Below are 17842 nucleotides of genomic sequence, written 5' to 3' on the forward strand. Positions count from 1 at the left end.
CTCAGCGTTCGTCCACAGTCGCCAGCCGACCGCCGTGCAGCACCACCTTTTCGGCCATTCGCGCCGCCACGCTGGGGCTGTGGGTGACCATCAGCAGGGTCGTCGGACTGTCGTCGAGCAGCTCCAGCAGCAACTTCAGCACTTCGTCGCTGGTGCCTTCATCGAGGCTGCCGGTGGGCTCGTCGGCCAACAGCAACTTCGGTTGCGAGGCCAGGGCCCGGCCCAAGGCGACCCGTTGTTGCTGGCCGCCGGAGAGCTGTTCGGGATAGCGCCGCAGCAAATCGCCCAAGCCCAGGCGCTGCACCAGATGCGCCTGCCAGCGCGGATCATGGCGGCCGGCAAGGCGCGCCTGAAACGCCAGGTTGTCCTCCACCCGCAAGCTGCCGATCAGGTTGAACTGCTGGAACACCAGGCCGATTTCACTGCGCCGCCAGCTCGCCAGTTGCCCTTCGTTCATCTGCTCCAGCCGGTATTCACCGCTGCGGATGCTGCCGCGATCGACCTTGTCCAGCCCGGCGATCAGGTGCAGCAAGGTGCTCTTGCCACTGCCCGACTCGCCCATCAACGCCAGGCTGCTGCCGGGTTTGAGGGTCAGGTCGACACCTTGCAACACCGGCAAGGGGCCTTGCGGGGTGGCGTAGCTTTTGAAGACACCCTGGACTTCAAGCATGGGAGAACCCGTTCGATGAGCGTGGGCCAAGGATAGCGGCCCGGAATGGTTTTTGTCCGTCGCCGATTGTGGCACTGCCCGGCCACCGCCCTACCCTCGAAGCTGGTCTAACCATAACGATAAAAAACGGAGACGCCATGCCTCGTTTCACTTTGAGCCCCCGCGGCCTGTTGGCCTGCCTGATCACTGCGTGCCTCGCGCAATCGGTTTATGCCGCCGATGCACCTGTGGCGGCCAGCGCGCAGACTGCCGCCAGCAACAGCGCCGTGCTGCAACAACTGCCCTTCAGCGATCGCACTGATTTCGAGTCGGCCGGCAAGGGCTTGATCGCGCCGTTCAAGGGCCAGGTCAAGGACGCGGCCGGCAAGGTCATCTGGGACGTCCAGGCCTATGACTTCCTGCTCAAGGACCAGGCCCCCGACTCGGTAAACCCGAGCCTCTGGCGCCTGGCCCAGCTCAGTGCCCATGCCGGGTTGTTCGAAGTCAGCCCACGGCTGTATCAGGTGCGCGGCCTGGATCTGGCCAACATGACCATCATCGAAGGTGACGACGGGCTGATCATCATCGACCCGCTGACCATGGCCGAAACCGCCAAGGCGGCACTCGACCTGTATTACCGGAATCGCCCGCGCAAACCCGTGGTGGCGGTGATCTACAGCCACACCCACGTCGACCACTTCGGCGGCGTGCGCGGGGTGATCGACGAGGCCGACGTCAAGGCCGGCAAGGTCAAGGTGTTCGCGCCGACCGGGTTCATGGAACACGTGATGAGCGAGAACGTGTTCGCCGGCAACGCCATGAGCCGCCGGGCGCAATACCAGTTCGGCAGCCTGCTGCCCCGTGGCGAACGAGGCCAGGTGGACGCTGGTCTGGGCAAGAGCACGCCAAGCGGTGGCACCATCACCCTGATCCCGCCCACCGACCTGATCGAAAAAGAACTGGAAACCCGCACCATTGCCGGTCTGGACGTGGAGTTCCAATTGACCCCGGGCACCGAAGCCCCGGCGGAAATGAACCTCTACCTGCCACAGTTGCGTGCCCTGTGCATGGCGGAAAATGCCACGCAAATGATGCACAACATCCTCACCCCGCGCGGTGCGCAAGTGCGTGACGCCAAGGCCTGGGCGCAGTACCTGGACAGCAGCCTGGCACGTTACGGCGACAAGAGCGACGTGCTGTTCGCCCAGCATAACTGGCCGACCTGGGGCGGCGAGCGGATTCGCACCTTCCTGGCCGACCAGCGCGACATGTACGCCTTCCTCAACGACCGCACCCTGCACCTGCTGAACCAGGGCCTGACGCCGCTGGAAGTCGCCGACGCCATCAAGAAATTGCCGGGGACGCTGGACCAGAAGTGGTACACCCGTGGTTACTACGGCTCCCTGAGTTTCAACGTACGGGCGGTGTACCAGCGCTACCTGGGGTTCTACGACGGCAACCCGGCCAACCTCAATCCGCTACCGCCGGTGGAGACAGCCAAGCGCAGCGTCGAGGCCATGGGTGGCGGCGCGGCCGTGCTGGAGAAGATGCGCGCCGCCATGGCAAAGGGTGACTACCGCTGGGCCGCGCAATTGGGCAATCAGTTGCTGTTCAGCGAGCCGGACAACGGCGACGCGCGCAAGGCGCAGGCCGAGTCCCTGGAGCAACTGGGTTATCAGAGCGAGAACGCCACCTGGCGCAACATGTACCTGACCGGGGCGATGGAGCTGCGCAATGGCGTGCCGCAACATGCCGGCACCTCGGTGTCGGTGGACATGGTGCGCGCGATGACCCCGGAAATGTTCTTCGACTTCCTGGCGATTCGCCTGGACAGCGACAAGGCCGTCGGCCATGACATGACGGTGAACTGGAGCTTCGAAGAACCGAACAGGGACTTCAACCTGACCCTGCGCAATGGCGTACTCACCCACCGCACTGGGCTCAACCCTGAGGCCGATGCCGGGGTCAGCATGAGCAAGGCGACGCTTGAACAGATCAGCCTCAAGCAGCTGGATTTCCCGACAGCGATACAGAAGGGCCTGGTCAAGCTGCAAGGGAATGGCAAGAAGCTTGGGGAGTTGATGGGCAGCCTCGACACCTTTGGGCCGCAGTTCAATATCGTTACGCCGTAAACCGCGTCGCGCCCTTCGCGAGCAAGCCCGCTCCCACACTCGATCCGGTGTATGACACAGGTCCAATGTGGGAGCGGGCTTGCTCGCGAAAGCGGTCTATCGGATTACACAGAAACCGCTGCAACCACAGGCATCTGCCACTGCTGCTCGATCACCTGCCGCTCAGGCCCGTACAACCGCAGGACCAGGGTAAACGCCCCACTCGCCGGCGTCGGCAACCAGTTGCTCTGTTCCTGCGGGGCTGAGGTCTGCATCAACAACGTCAACCCACCATCGCCATCCACCTGCAAGCGATCCCGACTGCTCAAGCAATAACGATCGATCGGATTGGCCACCAACTGCCGGTCCGGCAAGTCGTACAACGTCAATGACCAGAACTCGCTGGCCGGTGGCAGTTGCCCCGGCGCGAAACGCAGTCGATAACGCCGCCCCCCCTGCAATGGCTGCCCCTGACTGTCCTGGCGGGTGCCGGTATAGAACGCCTCTTCGACACTGTTGCCGTAGATGCCGACATGGGCCGCGACGGCGCGGTTGAGGTAATTGCCCCGCATCGCCTCGCGGTTGCCAAACAGGCCGACAGTGCTACGCACCCGCGCCACTGCCGCTTGCAGTTGAGCCTGGGCATCCTGGATGCCGGCGATCAGTGCCTGACGCTCATCCGCGGCTAAGACCGAGAGATCAAAACCCTGACCGGGCACGATGCCGATCTGCGCGAAACGTGCGCGCAAAGCCTGTTCGGACGGTTGCGTCGGGCACAGCGTAAGGAGGTGATTGAGCACCGCGATAAAGTCCGGTCCCAACCCGGTTTTACTGTCCCACTCCGGCCAGACAATCGCCGGCGCCACAGCGGGCGAGGGTCCGCCGGTGTATTCGTGCAAGGCGCGCAATCGATACTGCTTTTGCAACGCGCGCACCTCGGGCAAGTCGTCGGCGCTTCGCAGCCCGGTGCGCCCGAGCACCATGACGATCGCGGTTTCGCTGCGCAGCACCGCCTTGATCCCGGCCGGTGTCGGCCCCTGCCAATCCGGCCCGGCGATCAGGTAGTCCCCTGCCCCGCGACCGGTGCTGAGCACGCCGACATAGGCAAAATTGTGGGTGTACTGGTCAACCAGTTGATGCACGTAGTAGCGGTCGTCGGCGACCGCCGGCACGCTCAACACCTGCGGTTCGCTACGCAGGTCGAGCCAGGCCCAGGAATAAGGCGTGTCGTTGTTCGGCGTGACGATTTCGCGGTTGTTCGGCGTGTACAACTCACTGTAGTGACGGAAGCGATTGAAGCCGCCGACGTACTCCGGCGCCGCGGGGTTTAGCAGCTGTTTTTCCAGCGTCTGGTAGTGCATGAGCATCGGGTAGGCGTAGATCCACGCCTCCCGGGCAATGCCCCGCAGGTCCTCGGAATCGGCGGCGAACAGTCCCCGTGGCAACATCAGGCTGCCGCCCAGTACGCCCATGCAGCCCAACAAACGGCGACGGGTGAAGATCCCGTTCATGGCTCGACCCTCACGATGGTGGGTAAGTGATAACTGCCATCGAGCGCTCCGGCCTTGGGCAGGTACAGGCGCAACAGCAAATTGAACGGACCTTCCGGCGTCGGTAGCCAGTTGCCCTGTTGCGCCGCCTCAGGTGCGTGGGTTTGCAGGAGCAGGGTCAATCCGCCATCGGCGTCATGGCGCAGGTCGGGGCTGCGATCGCCCAGGGCGTAACGCTGGATCGCATTGGCTGCGAGCAACTGGGTCTTGCCGTCATACAAGGTCAGCGACCAGAAGGCATTCACCGGCGGCAATTGCCCGGCCGGGAAATGCAGGCGATAGACATGGCGGCCGTCCAGTACCTGGCCTTGCACATCGTGCAGCGCCATCGGGTACACCGCTTCCACGGCATCGTTGGCGTAGATGTAGCGCCAGGCCACCGCCGCCCGGGTCAGGTCGTCGTCACCGAATTTGCCGACGTTGGTCGGTGAGCGAAACCAGCCTTGTTGCTCTACCGAGAGCTGGCTGGACGCGGCGCGCACCTGTTCGCGGCCGGCTTCCGCGCCTTGGGCGATCGCTGCGCCGAGTCCTGCCGGCGCCTCGAACGCCGCACCGGGCACGATGCCGATGGCGGCAAAGCGCGCGAGTTTTTCCTGTTCGCGGGCGGTCCATCGGTGCAATGGCGCCAGGGCGTTGAAGGTGTTGAACAGTGCCTCGGCCGCACCCTGTTTACTGTCCTGATAAGCCGGCAGTTGCAGTGAGGGCAGCACCTCGGGAGAGGTCCCGCCCAGCACCTTGGACAGTGGCTGCAAGGTATAACCGGTCAGTACTCTTGCCGCCTCTTGCTGGTCGGCCTCGCCCTTGACTTCGGTGCGCCCGAGCAAAAACACCAGTCGACTCGGCGAGCGAATCACGCCGCTGAAACCGGCGGGCACATCGCCCTGCCAGTCCGGCCCGGCGATCAGGTAGCGCCCGGCCTGATTGCCTGTGGCACGGGTGCCAATGTAGTCGAGGTTGTCGGTGCGCATGTCGATCAACTGAAAACTGTAGTAGCGCCCCTGCACCGCCGGCACTTGCAGCACCTGCGGTTCGCCGCGCAGGTCGAGCAAGGCGCGGGAATAGAAGGTGTCGTTGTTGGGCGACACCACTTTGTTGTCCTGCGGGCCGAGCAGGCGCGGCTCGCTGTAGAGCCGGTTGAACGGCAGTTTGGCGGCGATGGCGCTGAGCACCTTGTCGTGCTCGACGGTGGCGAAGGCAAACACATAAGCCTCCTGCGCCAGCGCCTTGGCCTGCGGTTGATCGAGGGTCGCAGCGTGAACGGTGCCCAGGCTTGCGCCCAGGGCGAGTGCGGATATCCAGTGGCGCACGGTAGGTCTCCTTGCAGATAAACGACAGCAAACACCATTCCCTTGTGGGAGCGGGCTTGCTCGCGAAATCGGTGTGTCAGACAACATCGCAGTCGACTGACACCCCCTCTTCGCGAGCAAGCCCGCTCCCACATTGGGTTTGCGGTGACTTCGGGTTATTTGGCCCAGCGCCGCAGATCCGACGGGGTGTAGTCGTCGGTCTTGGCGGCGAAGCCGACGCGCATCGGTTCGGTTTCTTCGTTGGCCAGGCCACCGGCGTAATAGCGCCCGGAGATCAGGTCATAGGAAGTTTCCAGCACGTTGTAGGTGAAGCCGTGGTCGTACTGCTGGATCGCATGCAGCTCACCGCTGCGCCACAGCTCGCCGCGACTGTCGTACTGGTCCGACTGGGCGATCTGCCAACTGTCCTCGTCCACGTAGAACCGGCGCTTGGCGTAGATGTGCCGGGCGCCCGGCTTGAGCGTGGCCTCCACCACCCACACCCGATGCTTCTCGTAGCGGGCCAGGTCCTGGTTGACGTGGTTGGGCTTGATCACATCGTCGTACTTGAGGTCACGGCTGCCGATCTTGTAGCTGTTGTAAGGGATGAACAGCTCCTGCTTGCCCACCAGCTTCCAGTCGAAACGATCCGGCGCGCCGTTGTAGCCGTCGATGTTGTCTGCGGTGATCAGGCCGTTGCTGTAGCGGGCACTGTTGTCGTAGGCGATCATCGGCGCGCGACGCACACGGCGCTGGCCCGGCAGGTATTGCCACGCCGAACGCGGCTCGGCCACCTGGTCGATCGGTTCATGCACCAGCACCGCTTCACCGGACAGGCGCGCCGGTTCCAGCACCCGGCTCTTGAACATGAACAGAATGTTCGAGCCCGATTCCAGACCCCCCACGGTGTCGGCGAAGTTGATCAGCGACTGGTTGCGCACGTAGCTGGTGGCGCCGTTTTCACGCACCAGTGCGGCGCTGCTGATGCGCTCGTAGCTGCCGCCGCGATAACGGGTCATGTGGTTCCACATCACCTCCAGGCCTTCGGTGGGCAGCGGAAACGGAATGCCCCGCGCATAGTCGTGCAAGCCATTGCCGCCGTCGGCCATGCTGGTCCTGGCGACGTTGTCGCGGCTGGCCGCCAGCACTTCCTTGGGCAGGTTGGCGCTGCGATGGCTGGGGTAGATGTTCATCTTGTAGCTGTCGGGAAAGCGCTTGAACAAGGCGATTTGCCCGGGGCTGAGAAACTTCTGGTACTGCGCCAGGTTCTGCGCGGTGATGGTGAACAACGGCTTGTCGGCGGCGTAGGGATCGCTGTAGCCGCCCTTGCTGTCGACCGTCCCGGCGTTGCTCGCCAGGCCACCGCTCCAGGCCGGAATACTGCCGTCGGCATTGGCCGCCATTTCCGAGCCCATGGGCGTCAGGTTTTTGCCCAGGGCAGCCGAATCGGTGCCTTTGGCCTGAGCCAGGCCGACGCTGCAGGCCAGGGCCAGCACGCACAATTGCATACGCATAACGGTTCTCCTTAGAAGTCTGCCTTGAAGCTGACGGATGCGAAGTCGCGGTCGTCGAGGGTGCTGTAGTCGTTGGAACCGAAGAAGGCGTTGTAGGCCAGTTCCACGCTGTAATCGTTCATGTAGACGCCGGTCAGGCTCACGCCCAGGGCTTGCTGGCCTTCCTGGAACGGCCCTTGCGGATCGTAGGAATACCCCTCGACGTCATGCCGCCAGTTGAGTGCCGGGATCAGGTTGATGCCGGGCAGCACGTCGCTGTATTCCAGGCTCGCGCGCAGGCGATAGCCCCACGACCAGTCGGTGGCAAAGCCCTTGTCGGTGCAGTACTGGTTGGTCACACCCGAGGCCACGGTGTTGCACGGTGTGCCGTTGCGCGTCGAGCTGCGACCGAACGCGGCGCTGCGACCCAGGCGCTCATCACCGAGGTCGTCGATGTGCACCACGCCGGCCTCGCCGAACAGGTTCAGGCGCGTGGCACCCAGCACGTTATCGATGGCCTGGGTCGCCGAAGCGGTCATCTGCCACACGCCTTTGCGCTCCCACGCGTCAAAACGATCGCCTCGGTTGACGTTGAACCCGGCTGGCAACTCCACCCAGGAACTGCCTGCCGCACCGGAAATCACCGCGACATTGACGTCCGGCGCGTTGATCGACAGCGGCATGTTCGGCCGATAGCTCACCTCGCCGGCCAGGGAAATCCCGCTGATCGGTTCGACGCCGTTGAGGCTGATGCCGTACAGGCGAATGTCCTCCGGAAACGCCGCCGCATAACTCGGCGCCTGGATGCCGCCGGGGAATGTCCCCCGCGCACCGATGTTCTTCGCGTCGAGGGTGAAGTACGGCAGCCGCGAGTGATAATTGATGAAGTAGATCGCCGCTTCGGCATCGTTCAGCGCCGGGATCATCTGGCGCAGGGCGAAACCGAACTGGCCGTTGTCCGACGGTGATTCATTGCCCCGGGAGGTGGCGTACAAACCGGCGGCCTGCATCTGCTGGTCGGTCAGGGTCTGGCTCAGGTACAACGGCCCGCAGCCCTTCTGGATCACGTCGCTGGCAGCGAAAAACGTGCCGCAACCATCGAGCACGCTGGGCCTCCAGTGGTACTGGTAGAAGCCTTCGAGGTTGGTGGTATCGGTCAGGCCGAAACTGAAGGAGACCATTTCCACCGGCAGCTGGCCTTCCTTGATTTCCACGCCGGGGCGGTTGAAGGCCGAGATGTCCAGCGGGTTGATCACATTGATGCCGTTCTGGATCAGCAGCGACTCGCCCCAGGACAACACCTGGTTGCCGACCTTCACGCTCAGGGGGTGCTCGGCCACCTGGAAGTCCTTCCAGACATAGGCGTCGAGCATCTCGAAGCCCTTGAACTTCGACAGGTCGTCCCAACCTGAATCGTCAAAATCCTTGAACCGCGCCTGGCGGGTTTCGTAGGCGTGGTCGTACCAGTATTTGAAGCGCAGGAAGGCGCCCTGGCCCTGACCATCGAGACTGAAATCGGTCAGGCCCTTGAAGACCTGCGAGATGGGGTCGCCCTTCTCGAAGTTCAGCCGGTTATCGTCGGCGCTGACGCTGGTGCCGTTGGCCTGCACCCCCTGGGCCTGCAAGGCGTTGGCGCGGGTCATGAGGCTCTTGTCGGGGTTTTGCGTCGACCAGCTGCTGCCCAGGCTCAGGGCAGTCTTGGTCGACAGGCTCCAGTCTTCGTTGATCTCGAAGGTGGTCGCGGATGCAGGCCCCGCCAGTACGGCAAGGATAGCCAGCGCAAGAGGTTGCGGGCGGGGGTGGCCAGGCCGGTTCAGTCGTTGGCGGACTGTGGCTGTGGCCGAGCGTTTTCTTATCATTATTAGGCTCCGGTCAGGATTACTCAGCCTGGTCACGGTGCCTGAGCCTTATCGTCCACACGCAAGCGAGGACTGACAAAAAGCAATCATCGGCTGTATCCGATCTACTGTGGGAGCCGGCCTGCCGGCGATGACGGCCTCACAACCGCCGCATGCCCCAAGGCCGCATCCGATCCACTGTAGGAGCTGGCTTGCCAGCGAAGGCGGCCGAAAGCAGAGCCCTCGCCAGGTCGGATCGCCTCACCGCGAGCCCCTACAACCCCAACCGAAACTGCTTCGGCGTAATCCCGAACTGCTTGCGAAATGCCCTTATGAAATTACTTGGCTGCCGATAGCCAAGGCGTTCGGCAATCCGCTCTATGGGCTGATCCCCCGCCGTCAGCCAATGCCGCGCCAGCTCCAGACTGTCGCTGCGGACATGTTGCGCGGCTTCAGTCTGCCAGTGTCGCAACATGCTCTGGTGCAGGAACGGATTGGCGCCCAGCAGGGGTTCGTCGAGAATGGCCAGCGGAACATCAAGGCGCGGATGCGATCCCTGTGAGACTTCGATGCCGACACTGCGCAACCACTCACCGGCCGCCTGCTGCGGGGTCAAGGTCACACCCAGGAACACCTCTCCCGGTGCCCGCCCGAGTCGGCGGGCGATGTTGCGCACGAGGGTCAAGGTGGCCGCATCCAGTCCGAAAAAATGCGGCAATTGCTGAGCAGCGCGCAGGTGCAAGCGAGCCTGTCCGTCAACCTCCTCCAGTTGCGCCTGCACGTGGTTGGTCACACGGGGCAGGAACTCGGTGAAGCAGGCGAGGCTGGCGCGCAGGGTCGTGGCGGAATCGAGCAGTATGTTCAAGCCTTGCAGGCTGGTGGTGGCCATGCCGTTGACCAGTTCACAGCCAAAAGTGGCCCTGGCGCCCTGGCGCTCGCATTCGTGCCACAGCTGTTCGACCAGGTGCGCGGGAACGCGCAAGCCTTGCCCCTCCAGCAGAGACAGACAGATCCCGGCCCGTTGCAGCAGCTGTTCCTGGCACAGGCCGGAACGCTGGGCATGGCTGAGAATGGTGCGGGTGAATGCACTGGAGGCGAAGGTTTCAGTGGTCATGGCGCACGGAATCTGAAAGGCAGGCGTGTACTTATGCCAGTCTCTGTGATATCGATCCAATGCATTAAAAGTATCCGCTGAATGCAGGAGACGCATGATGGACCTTCGACAACTTCGCCACCTCGTCGCACTGGCCGACTACCGAAGTTTTGGTCGCGCCGCCGAAGCGATCAACCTCAGCCAGCCGGCCTTCAGCCGCAGCATCCAGACCCTGGAACGGGACCTCGATTGCGCACTGGTGGAGCGCAGCAGTCGCGAATTTCGCCTGACCGGCCAGGGCCAACTGGTGCTGCAGCACGCACGGCGTCTACTTGCCGGTAGCCAGGCGTTGCACAACGAACTGACCCAATACAACGGTCTGACCGGCGGCGAACTGCACTTCGGCAGTGGCCCTTACCCGGCGCAACTGCTGGTGCCCGAAGCCCTGGCTCAATTCATCCAGGCGCACCCGGCGATCCGCACCCGTTTTCATCTCGGCGACTGGGAGCAATTGGCGGTGTGGTTGCGCGAGCAGCAGATCGAGTTCCTGGTCGCCGATTCGCGCTACTTCACCGGTGATCCGCAATACCAGGTCCAACTGCTGCGGCCACGACGCGGACGCTTCTTTTGTCGCATCGATCACCCCCTGGCCAACCGCCAGGACCTGTCGCTGCGTGCCCTGCTCGACTATGCCGTGGTCGGTACGCGCATCCCGCCGATGATCCGCAAGATCCTCGCCGACGTGCAGGGCGAACCCGACTTCAACCCCAGCGTCGAATGCGCGCAATTCGACGCCATCTGCCGCGTGGTCAGGCGCTCCGACGCGGTGGGCATCGCCACCATGGAAGCCCTCGCCGAACAGGTCGACCAGGGGCTGATTCGGCTGCTGGACTTTGTCGACGTGCCCAGCGACGACCCCGGGTTGCTCCTGCATTACGGCATCGTCAGTCGCGTCGGCTATTCCCTGACGCCGGCGGCGCTGGCGATGGTCGAGGCGATCATTCAGGTCGACGAGCGTTTGCTGGCGGCGGTTTCGGGGTAAATCGCATCAGGCACGGCGCGACAACGCCAGCTGCGCCTGCACCGCCCGCGGCTCACCCAAGGCCCGCAGCAGGCAATGCACCGCCTCCTCGCGACTGCGTTCGAAGCGATAGCGCGATTCGATGTACAACGCCAGTTTCAGCTCCACCGGTTCCTCCAGCGGCAACGGCACTTGCTGCAAGCCCAGTGCACTGGCAACGCGGCTCGGCAGACTCATGCCGAACGGCTGGCGATCGGTTATCAGGCGCGCGGCCAGGGTACTTTGCGTACTCATCGCCAGGGTCCGGCGCATACCTTTCAAGCCCAGCCGCAGGTCCACCGGGCTGAGGCCGTCGCGGCGGCTGGACACCTGGATCTGCGGTTGTTGGAGATAGGCCTCGAGGGTGCGGGGCGGGTCCTTGAGGGCGGCGCCAAAGGCGAACACATAATGATCGGCGGGCAGCACTTGCTTGTGCAGGCCGGCCAGCCCGGCCAGCGGTTGGTCGAGGTCGATCAGGATGTCGAGTTTGCCGCTCGCCAGCTCCTGCAAGGCATCGCGCCGCCGCGGCTGGAAGTACCGCACTTGCCAATCGGCATGGGGCGACTCGAGCAGTGCATCGAGCAGCACCGGTTGCAGGCAATCGAGGCAGCTGATGCGCAGCAGCGGATTGTTTTGCCGCGCCGCGGGGATCATGCGCAAGCCCTCTCGCAAGGACTCCAGGGCGGCGCGCACGAAGTCGGCCAGGCGGTGCGCGACCAGCGTCGGGGTCACGCCCAGGCGGCTCTTGATGAACAGCGGATCGCCACACAACTCACGCAGGCGGCGCAATGCGTTGCTCATGGCCGGTTGCGACAGGCACATCACCTCGGCGGCACGGGTGACACTGCGCTGCTGGTAGATCGCATCGAAGGCGAGCAGCAGGTTCAGGTCGAGCTGGCGTAAATCAAGCATGGTCTTGCTCCGGCAAATCGCTTAACGTCAGGCAGCCTAACCAGTGTCCGGACACAAGCTGTGAGCCCTACATGACAAAAAGCGATCAGCTATTGCAGCCTCAAATATTGCCCAATGCGTTCTACGCCCCGACCCTGCTGCCGGCCATCGAAGAACTGCTGGCGCGTGGCGTTGCCCGGGAGGCTATCGAAGGCCTGTTCCGGCGCAGCCTGTTCGAGTTGCGCACGCCGTTCATGCGAGTGCCGCTGTTCCTGTCGCGGCGCTTCTGGGCGTTTGCACTGGAGCAGACCGGCGACCCGCTGATCGGCCTGGCGGCGGGTCGACGCTTCGTGTCCACCGCCACCAACGGCCTGACTTACCTGTTCGACGTCGCGGCGTCCCTGGACAGCGCCTGCCAATATTTCGTGCGGTTCTTTCCGTTTTTCAACGGGCATTTCCAGGCACAGGTGGTACGCGACAAGGACGGCGTCGAGCTGCGCCTGCTCGATGCCGGCAGCGTCAAGGCCAGTGCGGCGACCGCCGACTACATCCTCATCAGCTTGTGCAGCATGCTGCGTCGAAAATTCCTCGCCAGCGGCCTGGCGCGTGACCCGATCCTCGCGGTCAGCCTGGTCGGCGCCTGTCCGGCCAACGCCCAGGACCACGAGCAAGCGTTCCGGGTAGCGGTACGCTGGGGGATGGCACAGTATGCGATTCACCTCGATCCACAGCTGTTCGTCACCGCGCTCACCCCCGGTAACCATGAGCTGGAACAGACCCTCGTGGAATTGCTGGAGCAAACCCGGCGCAACAGTGAGCCGACCCTGCTCGAGCAGGTCAGCGACTACGTGATCGCTGAACTCGCCGTCGCCCACTGGCAGCAGTTCTGCACCCGCCAGCACATGCTCGAACGCACCGCGGCCCGGCGCTTGAAGTCCCTGGGCTGGAGTTTTTCCGAGTTGCTGGACGAGTACCGCCGCTGCCGCGCCGAAGATTTCCTACAGGAGGCGGACCTGGAACTGGTCGAGATTTCCGACCGGTTGGGCTACAGCGACGTGCAGAGCTTCAACCGGGCGTGCTTGCGGTGGCTGGGGTGTGCGCCTGGGGTCTATCGCGGGCGGCTGGGGTTGTGTCGCAATGACTGAGCGTAACTAGCAAAAGATCAGAAACCCGCTATTACGTTAGTAGCCACTTCATTCATTGCAAATCGTCACAGGTGCGCCCCACGATGCGAAATCCACTGCTGCATTCGAGCGTTCGTTATGGCTTTTTACTGTGCGTTATCACAATGGGGCTGACCGCTTGTACCAGCGACGAGAAGTACAATGCACCTAAAGAAATTACTCGCCCCCCTATCGATGACAGCGAGACTTCGTCTGTGCGAGTCACGACCAGTTGGCTACAACATTCACTGACTCAAGCTGGCTGTCTGCAGCACGCCAGGGCGGCGCTTGCAAAAGCGAGATATTTTGTTGAAGCAGGAGAAAGATCAGTCTACGGGTTGCGTGAAGGCATGACTTTTTCGATTCGCTGCGACTACGAAGGCGTTGCTTTTTTTGCAGTGGCTTACCGCCAAAGGCCAAGTACTCAAACCCAGGATCGGATCTTGAATGAGATCACCCGGCTATTTTAAGGACTGCAAGCAAACCAGACGACATTTCTCCTGTTTCTCCCTTGCGGGCCCCTGAGAGGGCCACTTTCCGCTGCTATGCTGACAAGACCTGTTTCTGCACTTGAGACGAGCAGCATGGCAGCACAAGGGAAGCCTTCCCCGTTCACGTTCAAGGTCATGGCCGGCTCGGCCGGAATTTCCCTTGTCGCCTGGGCCGCCATGAAGCTGCTCGACACTCACTTCGACCTGACGTTGTTGGCCGATACCACGGGCTGGCTGCCAGTTTTTTGGGAATGGCTATGGCTGGAAACGCCAATACCGAACTGGTCGCTGCTGATGATTATCGCGATTTTGATCAGCACTCTGTCTGTTGCGATTTACTACGCCCGCATCACTGATGGAGCTTACGGTGAGTTACACGAGTTAGAGCGAAGAATTTACAAAAAGAACAACCCTCAGTTCCCACAGTTGACAGATGATCAAACGATTCTGATGGAAGCTTTGGCCTATCACGCGAGCTTCAGAAAAATTGCGAACCTGAGCTCGGTTTGCAAACTTGTCTCACTCAGTACGTCGGAAGTTGAAACCGGTCTAAAGCAACTCCAGGTCAAAGGTCTTGTGAGGCAAAAAGTGACACGGGGTACGTTCGGCACCACCACTTTTGAACTGACCCTGGCCGGGAAGGATTATGCGTTGGACCGGCTGGAGCTGACGTAGGAGCTGCCGCAGGCTGCGATCTTTTGACTTTGCTTTTTAACAGCAAGATCAAAAGATCGCAGCCTGCGGCAGCTCCTACAGGTGGATGGGGCGGCTGTCAGGCCCTCACCGCCGCCGTGTTGCGTTTTTGTAAAGCGCGCACCACCGACGTTCGCCCACGGGAACGCTATAGTTAATGACCTTGGGGAAACGCGCGAAAACCGATGCCGCAGGTGCTGCCATGAACACAACCGTACCCACGCTGTTACTTGCCCTGTGCCTGGCTGCCAGCAGCGCCCAGGCGGATGACAGTGCGATGCAAACCGAAGAATCCAGCAGTGAATTCAACTATTACGGCGCCGACCAGCCCTTTGCCCATCCGGCGCCTCCGACCCTGAGCACGGTGCCGCCGGGATCGTACATCCCGACATCGCCCCAGACCTTCACCCCGGTGTCGAGCGAGCACGTATTCTCCGATTCCCGATTGCCAACGGTGGCCGATACCACCGTGCGCGTGTTCATTCGCACCTACGACGCCGAACACGGCGTCTACGTGAACCAGGAGGTCCTCGACCCGACCTGCATGCTCGCCTGCCTCAGCAACCCGAGCCCGGCCTTGTAACAACTTGCAGCTTGAGGCTGCAAACTGACAGCTGCTCCTCTACCACTGGCGCTTGTCCGGCCGCGCCAGGCCAAGCTTCTCGATCCGGTAGCGCAGCATGTCGCGGCTCAGGCCCAAAAGCCGCGCGGACTTGGTGACGTTCCAGTCGGTCTTGTCGAGCATCTTGCGCACCATGTCGCGCTCCACTTCCGGCAGGTTCATCGATTCGTTGCCGTTATAGGCCGCGCGCGGTTCGCTCGGTGGCAGCTCATGGGTAAACATCGCCGGCTCGTCCACCAGGCTCAGGCAGACGTTCAACTGGTGGGCGGCAATGGTGTCGTGTTGCGCCAGCAAGACGGTCTGCTCGAGCATGTTGCGCAGTTCGCGCACGTTGCCCGGCCAGGTGTAGTTGAGCAGCAGTTCCTCGGCCTGCTCGCTGAACCGCAGGTGCGGCTTGCCGTAGCGTTTGCCATGGGTCGCCAGGAAGTGCCGGGCCAGCAGCAGGATGTCTTCGCCACGGGCATACAGGCGCGGCACCTTGATCGAAATGATGCGCAGGCGGAAGAACAGGTCGCGGCGGAACTTGCCCTGCTGGACCATTTGCTCGAGGTTGCAGTTGGTGGCGCTGATCACCCGCAGGTCGACCTTGCGCTCTTTCACCGAACCGACCCGGCGGATGGTCCGGTCTTCCAGCAGCTTCAGCAGCTTGGCTTGGAGAATCAGGTCCATTTCGCCGATTTCATCGAGAAACAGGGTGCCGCCGTCGGCCGCTTCCACCAGCCCCAGGCGACGGTCCTTGGCATCGGTGAAGGCGCCCTTCTCGTGGCCGAAAAGCTCCGACTCCACCAGGTTGGAAGGAATCGAGGCGCAGTTGAACTCGATGAACGGGCCTTTGCTGCGCGGACCGTCGAAATGCAGCGCCCGCGCCACCAGTTCCTTGCCGGTACCGGTCTCGCCTTCCACCAGCACCGGCGGCAAATCGGTGTTGGCCATGCGCCGCTCAGCGTCGAGCAACTGGGCGATGGTGCCCTTGAGGTAGACCATCGGTGCCGATTCGCCGATCAATGCCTGCACCCCTGATTTCTGCGCCTCGCGCTCCTGGTAGAACGACAGTGTGCGCTCCATCCGGTCGGTGGCCAGGGCCTTGTCCAGCAGCAGCTTGAGCTCCGGCAGCGCCACCGGTTTGGTCACGTAGTGAAACGCGCCCTCTTTCATCGCCACCACGGCGTCTTCGACGTTGCCGTAGCCGGTCATCATGATCACTTTCAGATCCGGCGCGCTGATGCGCAGCTTCTGGATCAGGTCGTGACCACTCATGCCCGGCAACGAGTTGTCGGTCAGCACCACATCCGGAAGAAAGGTGCTCAACTGCGACAGCGCGTCTTCGGCCGAGTGGCAGACGGTCACTTCGAAGTCCTTGCGCTCCAGGTAAGTCTGGATATTCTCCGCGAGCAGCTCATCATCCTCGACCAGCAGTATGCTGTGCTCCATATTCCCCTCCCGTTGCCACTTTGAAATTGAGACAGACGCGGGTTCCTTCCTGCTCTTGGCTGGTCAGTTCGACCGAGCCTTCGAAGCGCTCCATTATTCTTTTGACCAGGGCCAGGCCCACGCCCAACCCTCCCTGTTTGGTGGTGAAGAACGGCTTGAAGACCATTTTCTGTTGCTGCCTGGTCATGCCCTTGCCGGTGTCGTTGAGGACCATGCACACCTGATCGGGGGCCGGTGTTTCGATGTCGATACTCAGTACGCCGCCCTTGGGCATGGCTTCCAGCGCGTTGGCGAACAGACTATTGAGAATCTGTGTGAGCAACACCTGTTGGCTGACGACCGGTGGCACCGTCCTGGGCGTGAAGCGCACTTCGACGTTCGAGCGCTGGATCTGTGGGGCGAAGGCGCTCAAGGTGTCGTCGATGGCCAGCACCAGGTCGACGCTTTCCTGATCGTCGTTGACCGGGCGCAAGGACACCAGCAACTCACGGACCCAGCGTGACATGCGATCGACCTGGCCGATGATGTCGCCGATGTTCTTCTGCGCGGGCTGGCTGGCGATTTCCTGGGCCATTTCGGCGCTGGAACGAATATTGGCCAGCGGATTGCGCAGGCTGTGGGCGACCGCCGAGGACATTTCCCCCAGGGCGACGAAGGTTTCGTTGGCGACCAGCTGTTTCTGCTGGCTTTGCAACAGCAGGGCCGCACGGCGCACGATCCAGAACAACCCCAGGTAGATCACCGCGCCGCCGAGCAATGTGGTCAGCCAGATCGCCTTGAACCCGCGCTGGATGCGCGCTATCAGGTCCACCGGTTCCTTGTAGATCTCGACCATGGCGACCACTTTGCTTTTGTCGGCGTTGAACATTGGAATGTAGTTCTCGACGAACAGGTACTGGGGGTCATGCAGCAGGCGTTGCTCAGGACGCTCCTCGTCGATCTCGTGGTAGCTGGTGGACACCGCTTCCTTCATTTCGAAGGACTCGTCCAGTTCCTCGTCATTGTCGATGCGCACACCGACCAGCTCGGGGTTGGTCGACCAGACCACGGTACGGTCCATGGCGTACACCGTGGCCAGCAGAAGGTCTGGCAGGTGTTCGACATGATCAAGAAACTCGATGCGCGAAGCGGTACGGGCGCCCGAGTCGACGTCCGGATAGGCGGCGTCAGCGCGCGGGTCGAGCATTTCGCCCATGGTGCGGTTCGGCGAAATCGCGGCATGGCGAATTTCGGCGGCGCCCATGGCTTGCACGAATTGCGCGGTCAGCATGGAGTCGCGCTCGATACTCTCCTCGACCACGAAACGCGTGGAAATGTAGCCCAGGCCCAATGCCACGCCGGCAATGATGAAAAAACTCGCCACGGAAAACCAGCGCACCAGATTGAACGGCGGCCGCCAATCCTTGGCCTCTGCTGCCGGCGTATCCGGCGTTGATTGCAGTATCTGCATGGGATGTCCTGGTAGCTTGAG

The 17842-nt window shown here is 62.4% G+C and carries 15 protein-coding genes; 6 read left to right on the forward strand and 9 right to left on the reverse strand.

Going from position 1 to position 17842, the window contains the following annotated elements:
• Window position 1 precedes the first annotated feature (1 nt).
• A complete protein-coding gene (locus ACM6I6_RS02210; RefSeq protein ID WP_414919298.1) occupies window positions 2-670 on the reverse strand; it encodes an ABC transporter ATP-binding protein in 669 nt (222 codons plus the stop codon).
• A gap of 137 nt (window positions 671-807) precedes the next feature.
• On the opposite strand from ACM6I6_RS02210, the gene ACM6I6_RS02215 reads away from it, so the two are divergent.
• Window positions 808-2781, forward strand: coding sequence for an alkyl/aryl-sulfatase (locus tag ACM6I6_RS02215; RefSeq protein WP_274076871.1), 1974 nt, complete (start codon window positions 808-810; stop codon window positions 2779-2781).
• Between the two features lie 104 nt (window positions 2782-2885).
• Here the strand turns inward: ACM6I6_RS02215 and ACM6I6_RS02220 are convergent, their stop codons facing one another.
• The 5 genes from ACM6I6_RS02220 to ACM6I6_RS02240 form a co-directional block, all read right to left on the reverse strand.
• Window positions 2886-4271 carry a DUF1254 domain-containing protein gene (locus ACM6I6_RS02220; RefSeq protein WP_414919299.1) on the reverse strand — a complete coding sequence of 462 codons (1386 nt, stop codon included), beginning with the start codon at window positions 4269-4271 and terminating at the stop codon, window positions 2886-2888.
• Complete coding sequence (locus ACM6I6_RS02225) at window positions 4268-5617, reverse strand: DUF1254 domain-containing protein (RefSeq protein ID WP_414919300.1); 1350 nt, start codon at window positions 5615-5617, stop codon at window positions 4268-4270. Before ACM6I6_RS02225 ends, ACM6I6_RS02220 begins: the two co-directional genes overlap by 4 nt.
• Before the next feature lie 155 nt (window positions 5618-5772).
• Window positions 5773-7110: a DUF1329 domain-containing protein gene (locus ACM6I6_RS02230; protein WP_414919301.1), complete on the reverse strand. Its 1338-nt coding sequence runs from the start codon at window positions 7108-7110 to the stop codon at window positions 5773-5775.
• An 11-nt stretch (window positions 7111-7121) separates the two neighbouring features.
• On the reverse strand, window positions 7122-8948 hold the full coding sequence (locus ACM6I6_RS02235; protein WP_414919302.1) for a DUF1302 domain-containing protein: 1827 nt from the start codon (window positions 8946-8948) through the stop codon (window positions 7122-7124).
• A 253-nt stretch (window positions 8949-9201) separates the two neighbouring features.
• Window positions 9202-10041 (reverse strand): helix-turn-helix domain-containing protein, encoded by an 840-nt coding sequence (locus ACM6I6_RS02240; RefSeq protein ID WP_414919303.1) that lies wholly within the window; start codon window positions 10039-10041, stop codon window positions 9202-9204.
• 97 nt (window positions 10042-10138) lie between these two features.
• On the opposite strand from ACM6I6_RS02240, the gene ACM6I6_RS02245 reads away from it, so the two are divergent.
• On the forward strand, window positions 10139-11062 hold the full coding sequence (locus ACM6I6_RS02245; RefSeq protein ID WP_414919304.1) for a LysR family transcriptional regulator: 924 nt from the start codon (window positions 10139-10141) through the stop codon (window positions 11060-11062).
• Window positions 11063-11068: 6 nt separating this feature from the next.
• Here ACM6I6_RS02245 and ACM6I6_RS02250 read toward each other — a convergent pair whose 3' ends face one another.
• Window positions 11069-11992 carry a LysR family transcriptional regulator gene (locus tag ACM6I6_RS02250; protein ID WP_274076862.1) on the reverse strand — a complete coding sequence of 308 codons (924 nt, stop codon included), beginning with the start codon at window positions 11990-11992 and terminating at the stop codon, window positions 11069-11071.
• A 71-nt stretch (window positions 11993-12063) separates the two neighbouring features.
• Here ACM6I6_RS02250 and ACM6I6_RS02255 point away from each other — a divergent pair, with 71 nt between their 5' ends.
• The 4 genes from ACM6I6_RS02255 to ACM6I6_RS02270 all read left to right on the forward strand — a co-directional run bounded on the left by ACM6I6_RS02255 (window position 12064) and on the right by ACM6I6_RS02270 (window position 14901).
• The gene (locus ACM6I6_RS02255; protein ID WP_323609234.1) at window positions 12064-13116 is read left to right on the forward strand and encodes an AraC family transcriptional regulator ligand-binding domain-containing protein; all 1053 of its coding nucleotides are present in this window, start codon (window positions 12064-12066) and stop codon (window positions 13114-13116) included.
• A gap of 83 nt (window positions 13117-13199) precedes the next feature.
• Complete coding sequence (locus ACM6I6_RS02260) at window positions 13200-13604, forward strand: hypothetical protein (RefSeq protein ID WP_414919305.1); 405 nt, start codon at window positions 13200-13202, stop codon at window positions 13602-13604.
• Window positions 13605-13718: 114 nt separating this feature from the next.
• Complete coding sequence (locus ACM6I6_RS02265; RefSeq protein WP_414919306.1) at window positions 13719-14300, forward strand: hypothetical protein; 582 nt, start codon at window positions 13719-13721, stop codon at window positions 14298-14300.
• Between the two features lie 220 nt (window positions 14301-14520).
• Window positions 14521-14901, forward strand: a complete 381-nt coding sequence (locus ACM6I6_RS02270) for a hypothetical protein (protein ID WP_323609233.1) — start codon at window positions 14521-14523, stop codon at window positions 14899-14901.
• Window positions 14902-14940: 39 nt separating this feature from the next.
• On the opposite strand, the gene ACM6I6_RS02275 is transcribed toward ACM6I6_RS02270, so the two are convergent.
• Together ACM6I6_RS02275 and ACM6I6_RS02280 are read right to left on the reverse strand one after the other, a co-directional pair.
• A complete protein-coding gene (locus ACM6I6_RS02275; RefSeq protein WP_274076857.1) occupies window positions 14941-16371 on the reverse strand; it encodes a sigma-54-dependent transcriptional regulator in 1431 nt (476 codons plus the stop codon).
• Complete coding sequence (locus tag ACM6I6_RS02280) at window positions 16340-17821, reverse strand: sensor histidine kinase (protein WP_414919307.1); 1482 nt, start codon at window positions 17819-17821, stop codon at window positions 16340-16342. Before ACM6I6_RS02280 ends, ACM6I6_RS02275 begins: the two co-directional genes overlap by 32 nt.
• Between the last annotated feature and the right edge of the window lie 21 nt (window positions 17822-17842).

The organism is Pseudomonas sp. IT-P218 (genome assembly GCF_949767605.1).
Classification (GTDB): domain Bacteria; phylum Pseudomonadota; class Gammaproteobacteria; order Pseudomonadales; family Pseudomonadaceae; genus Aquipseudomonas; species Aquipseudomonas putida_AE.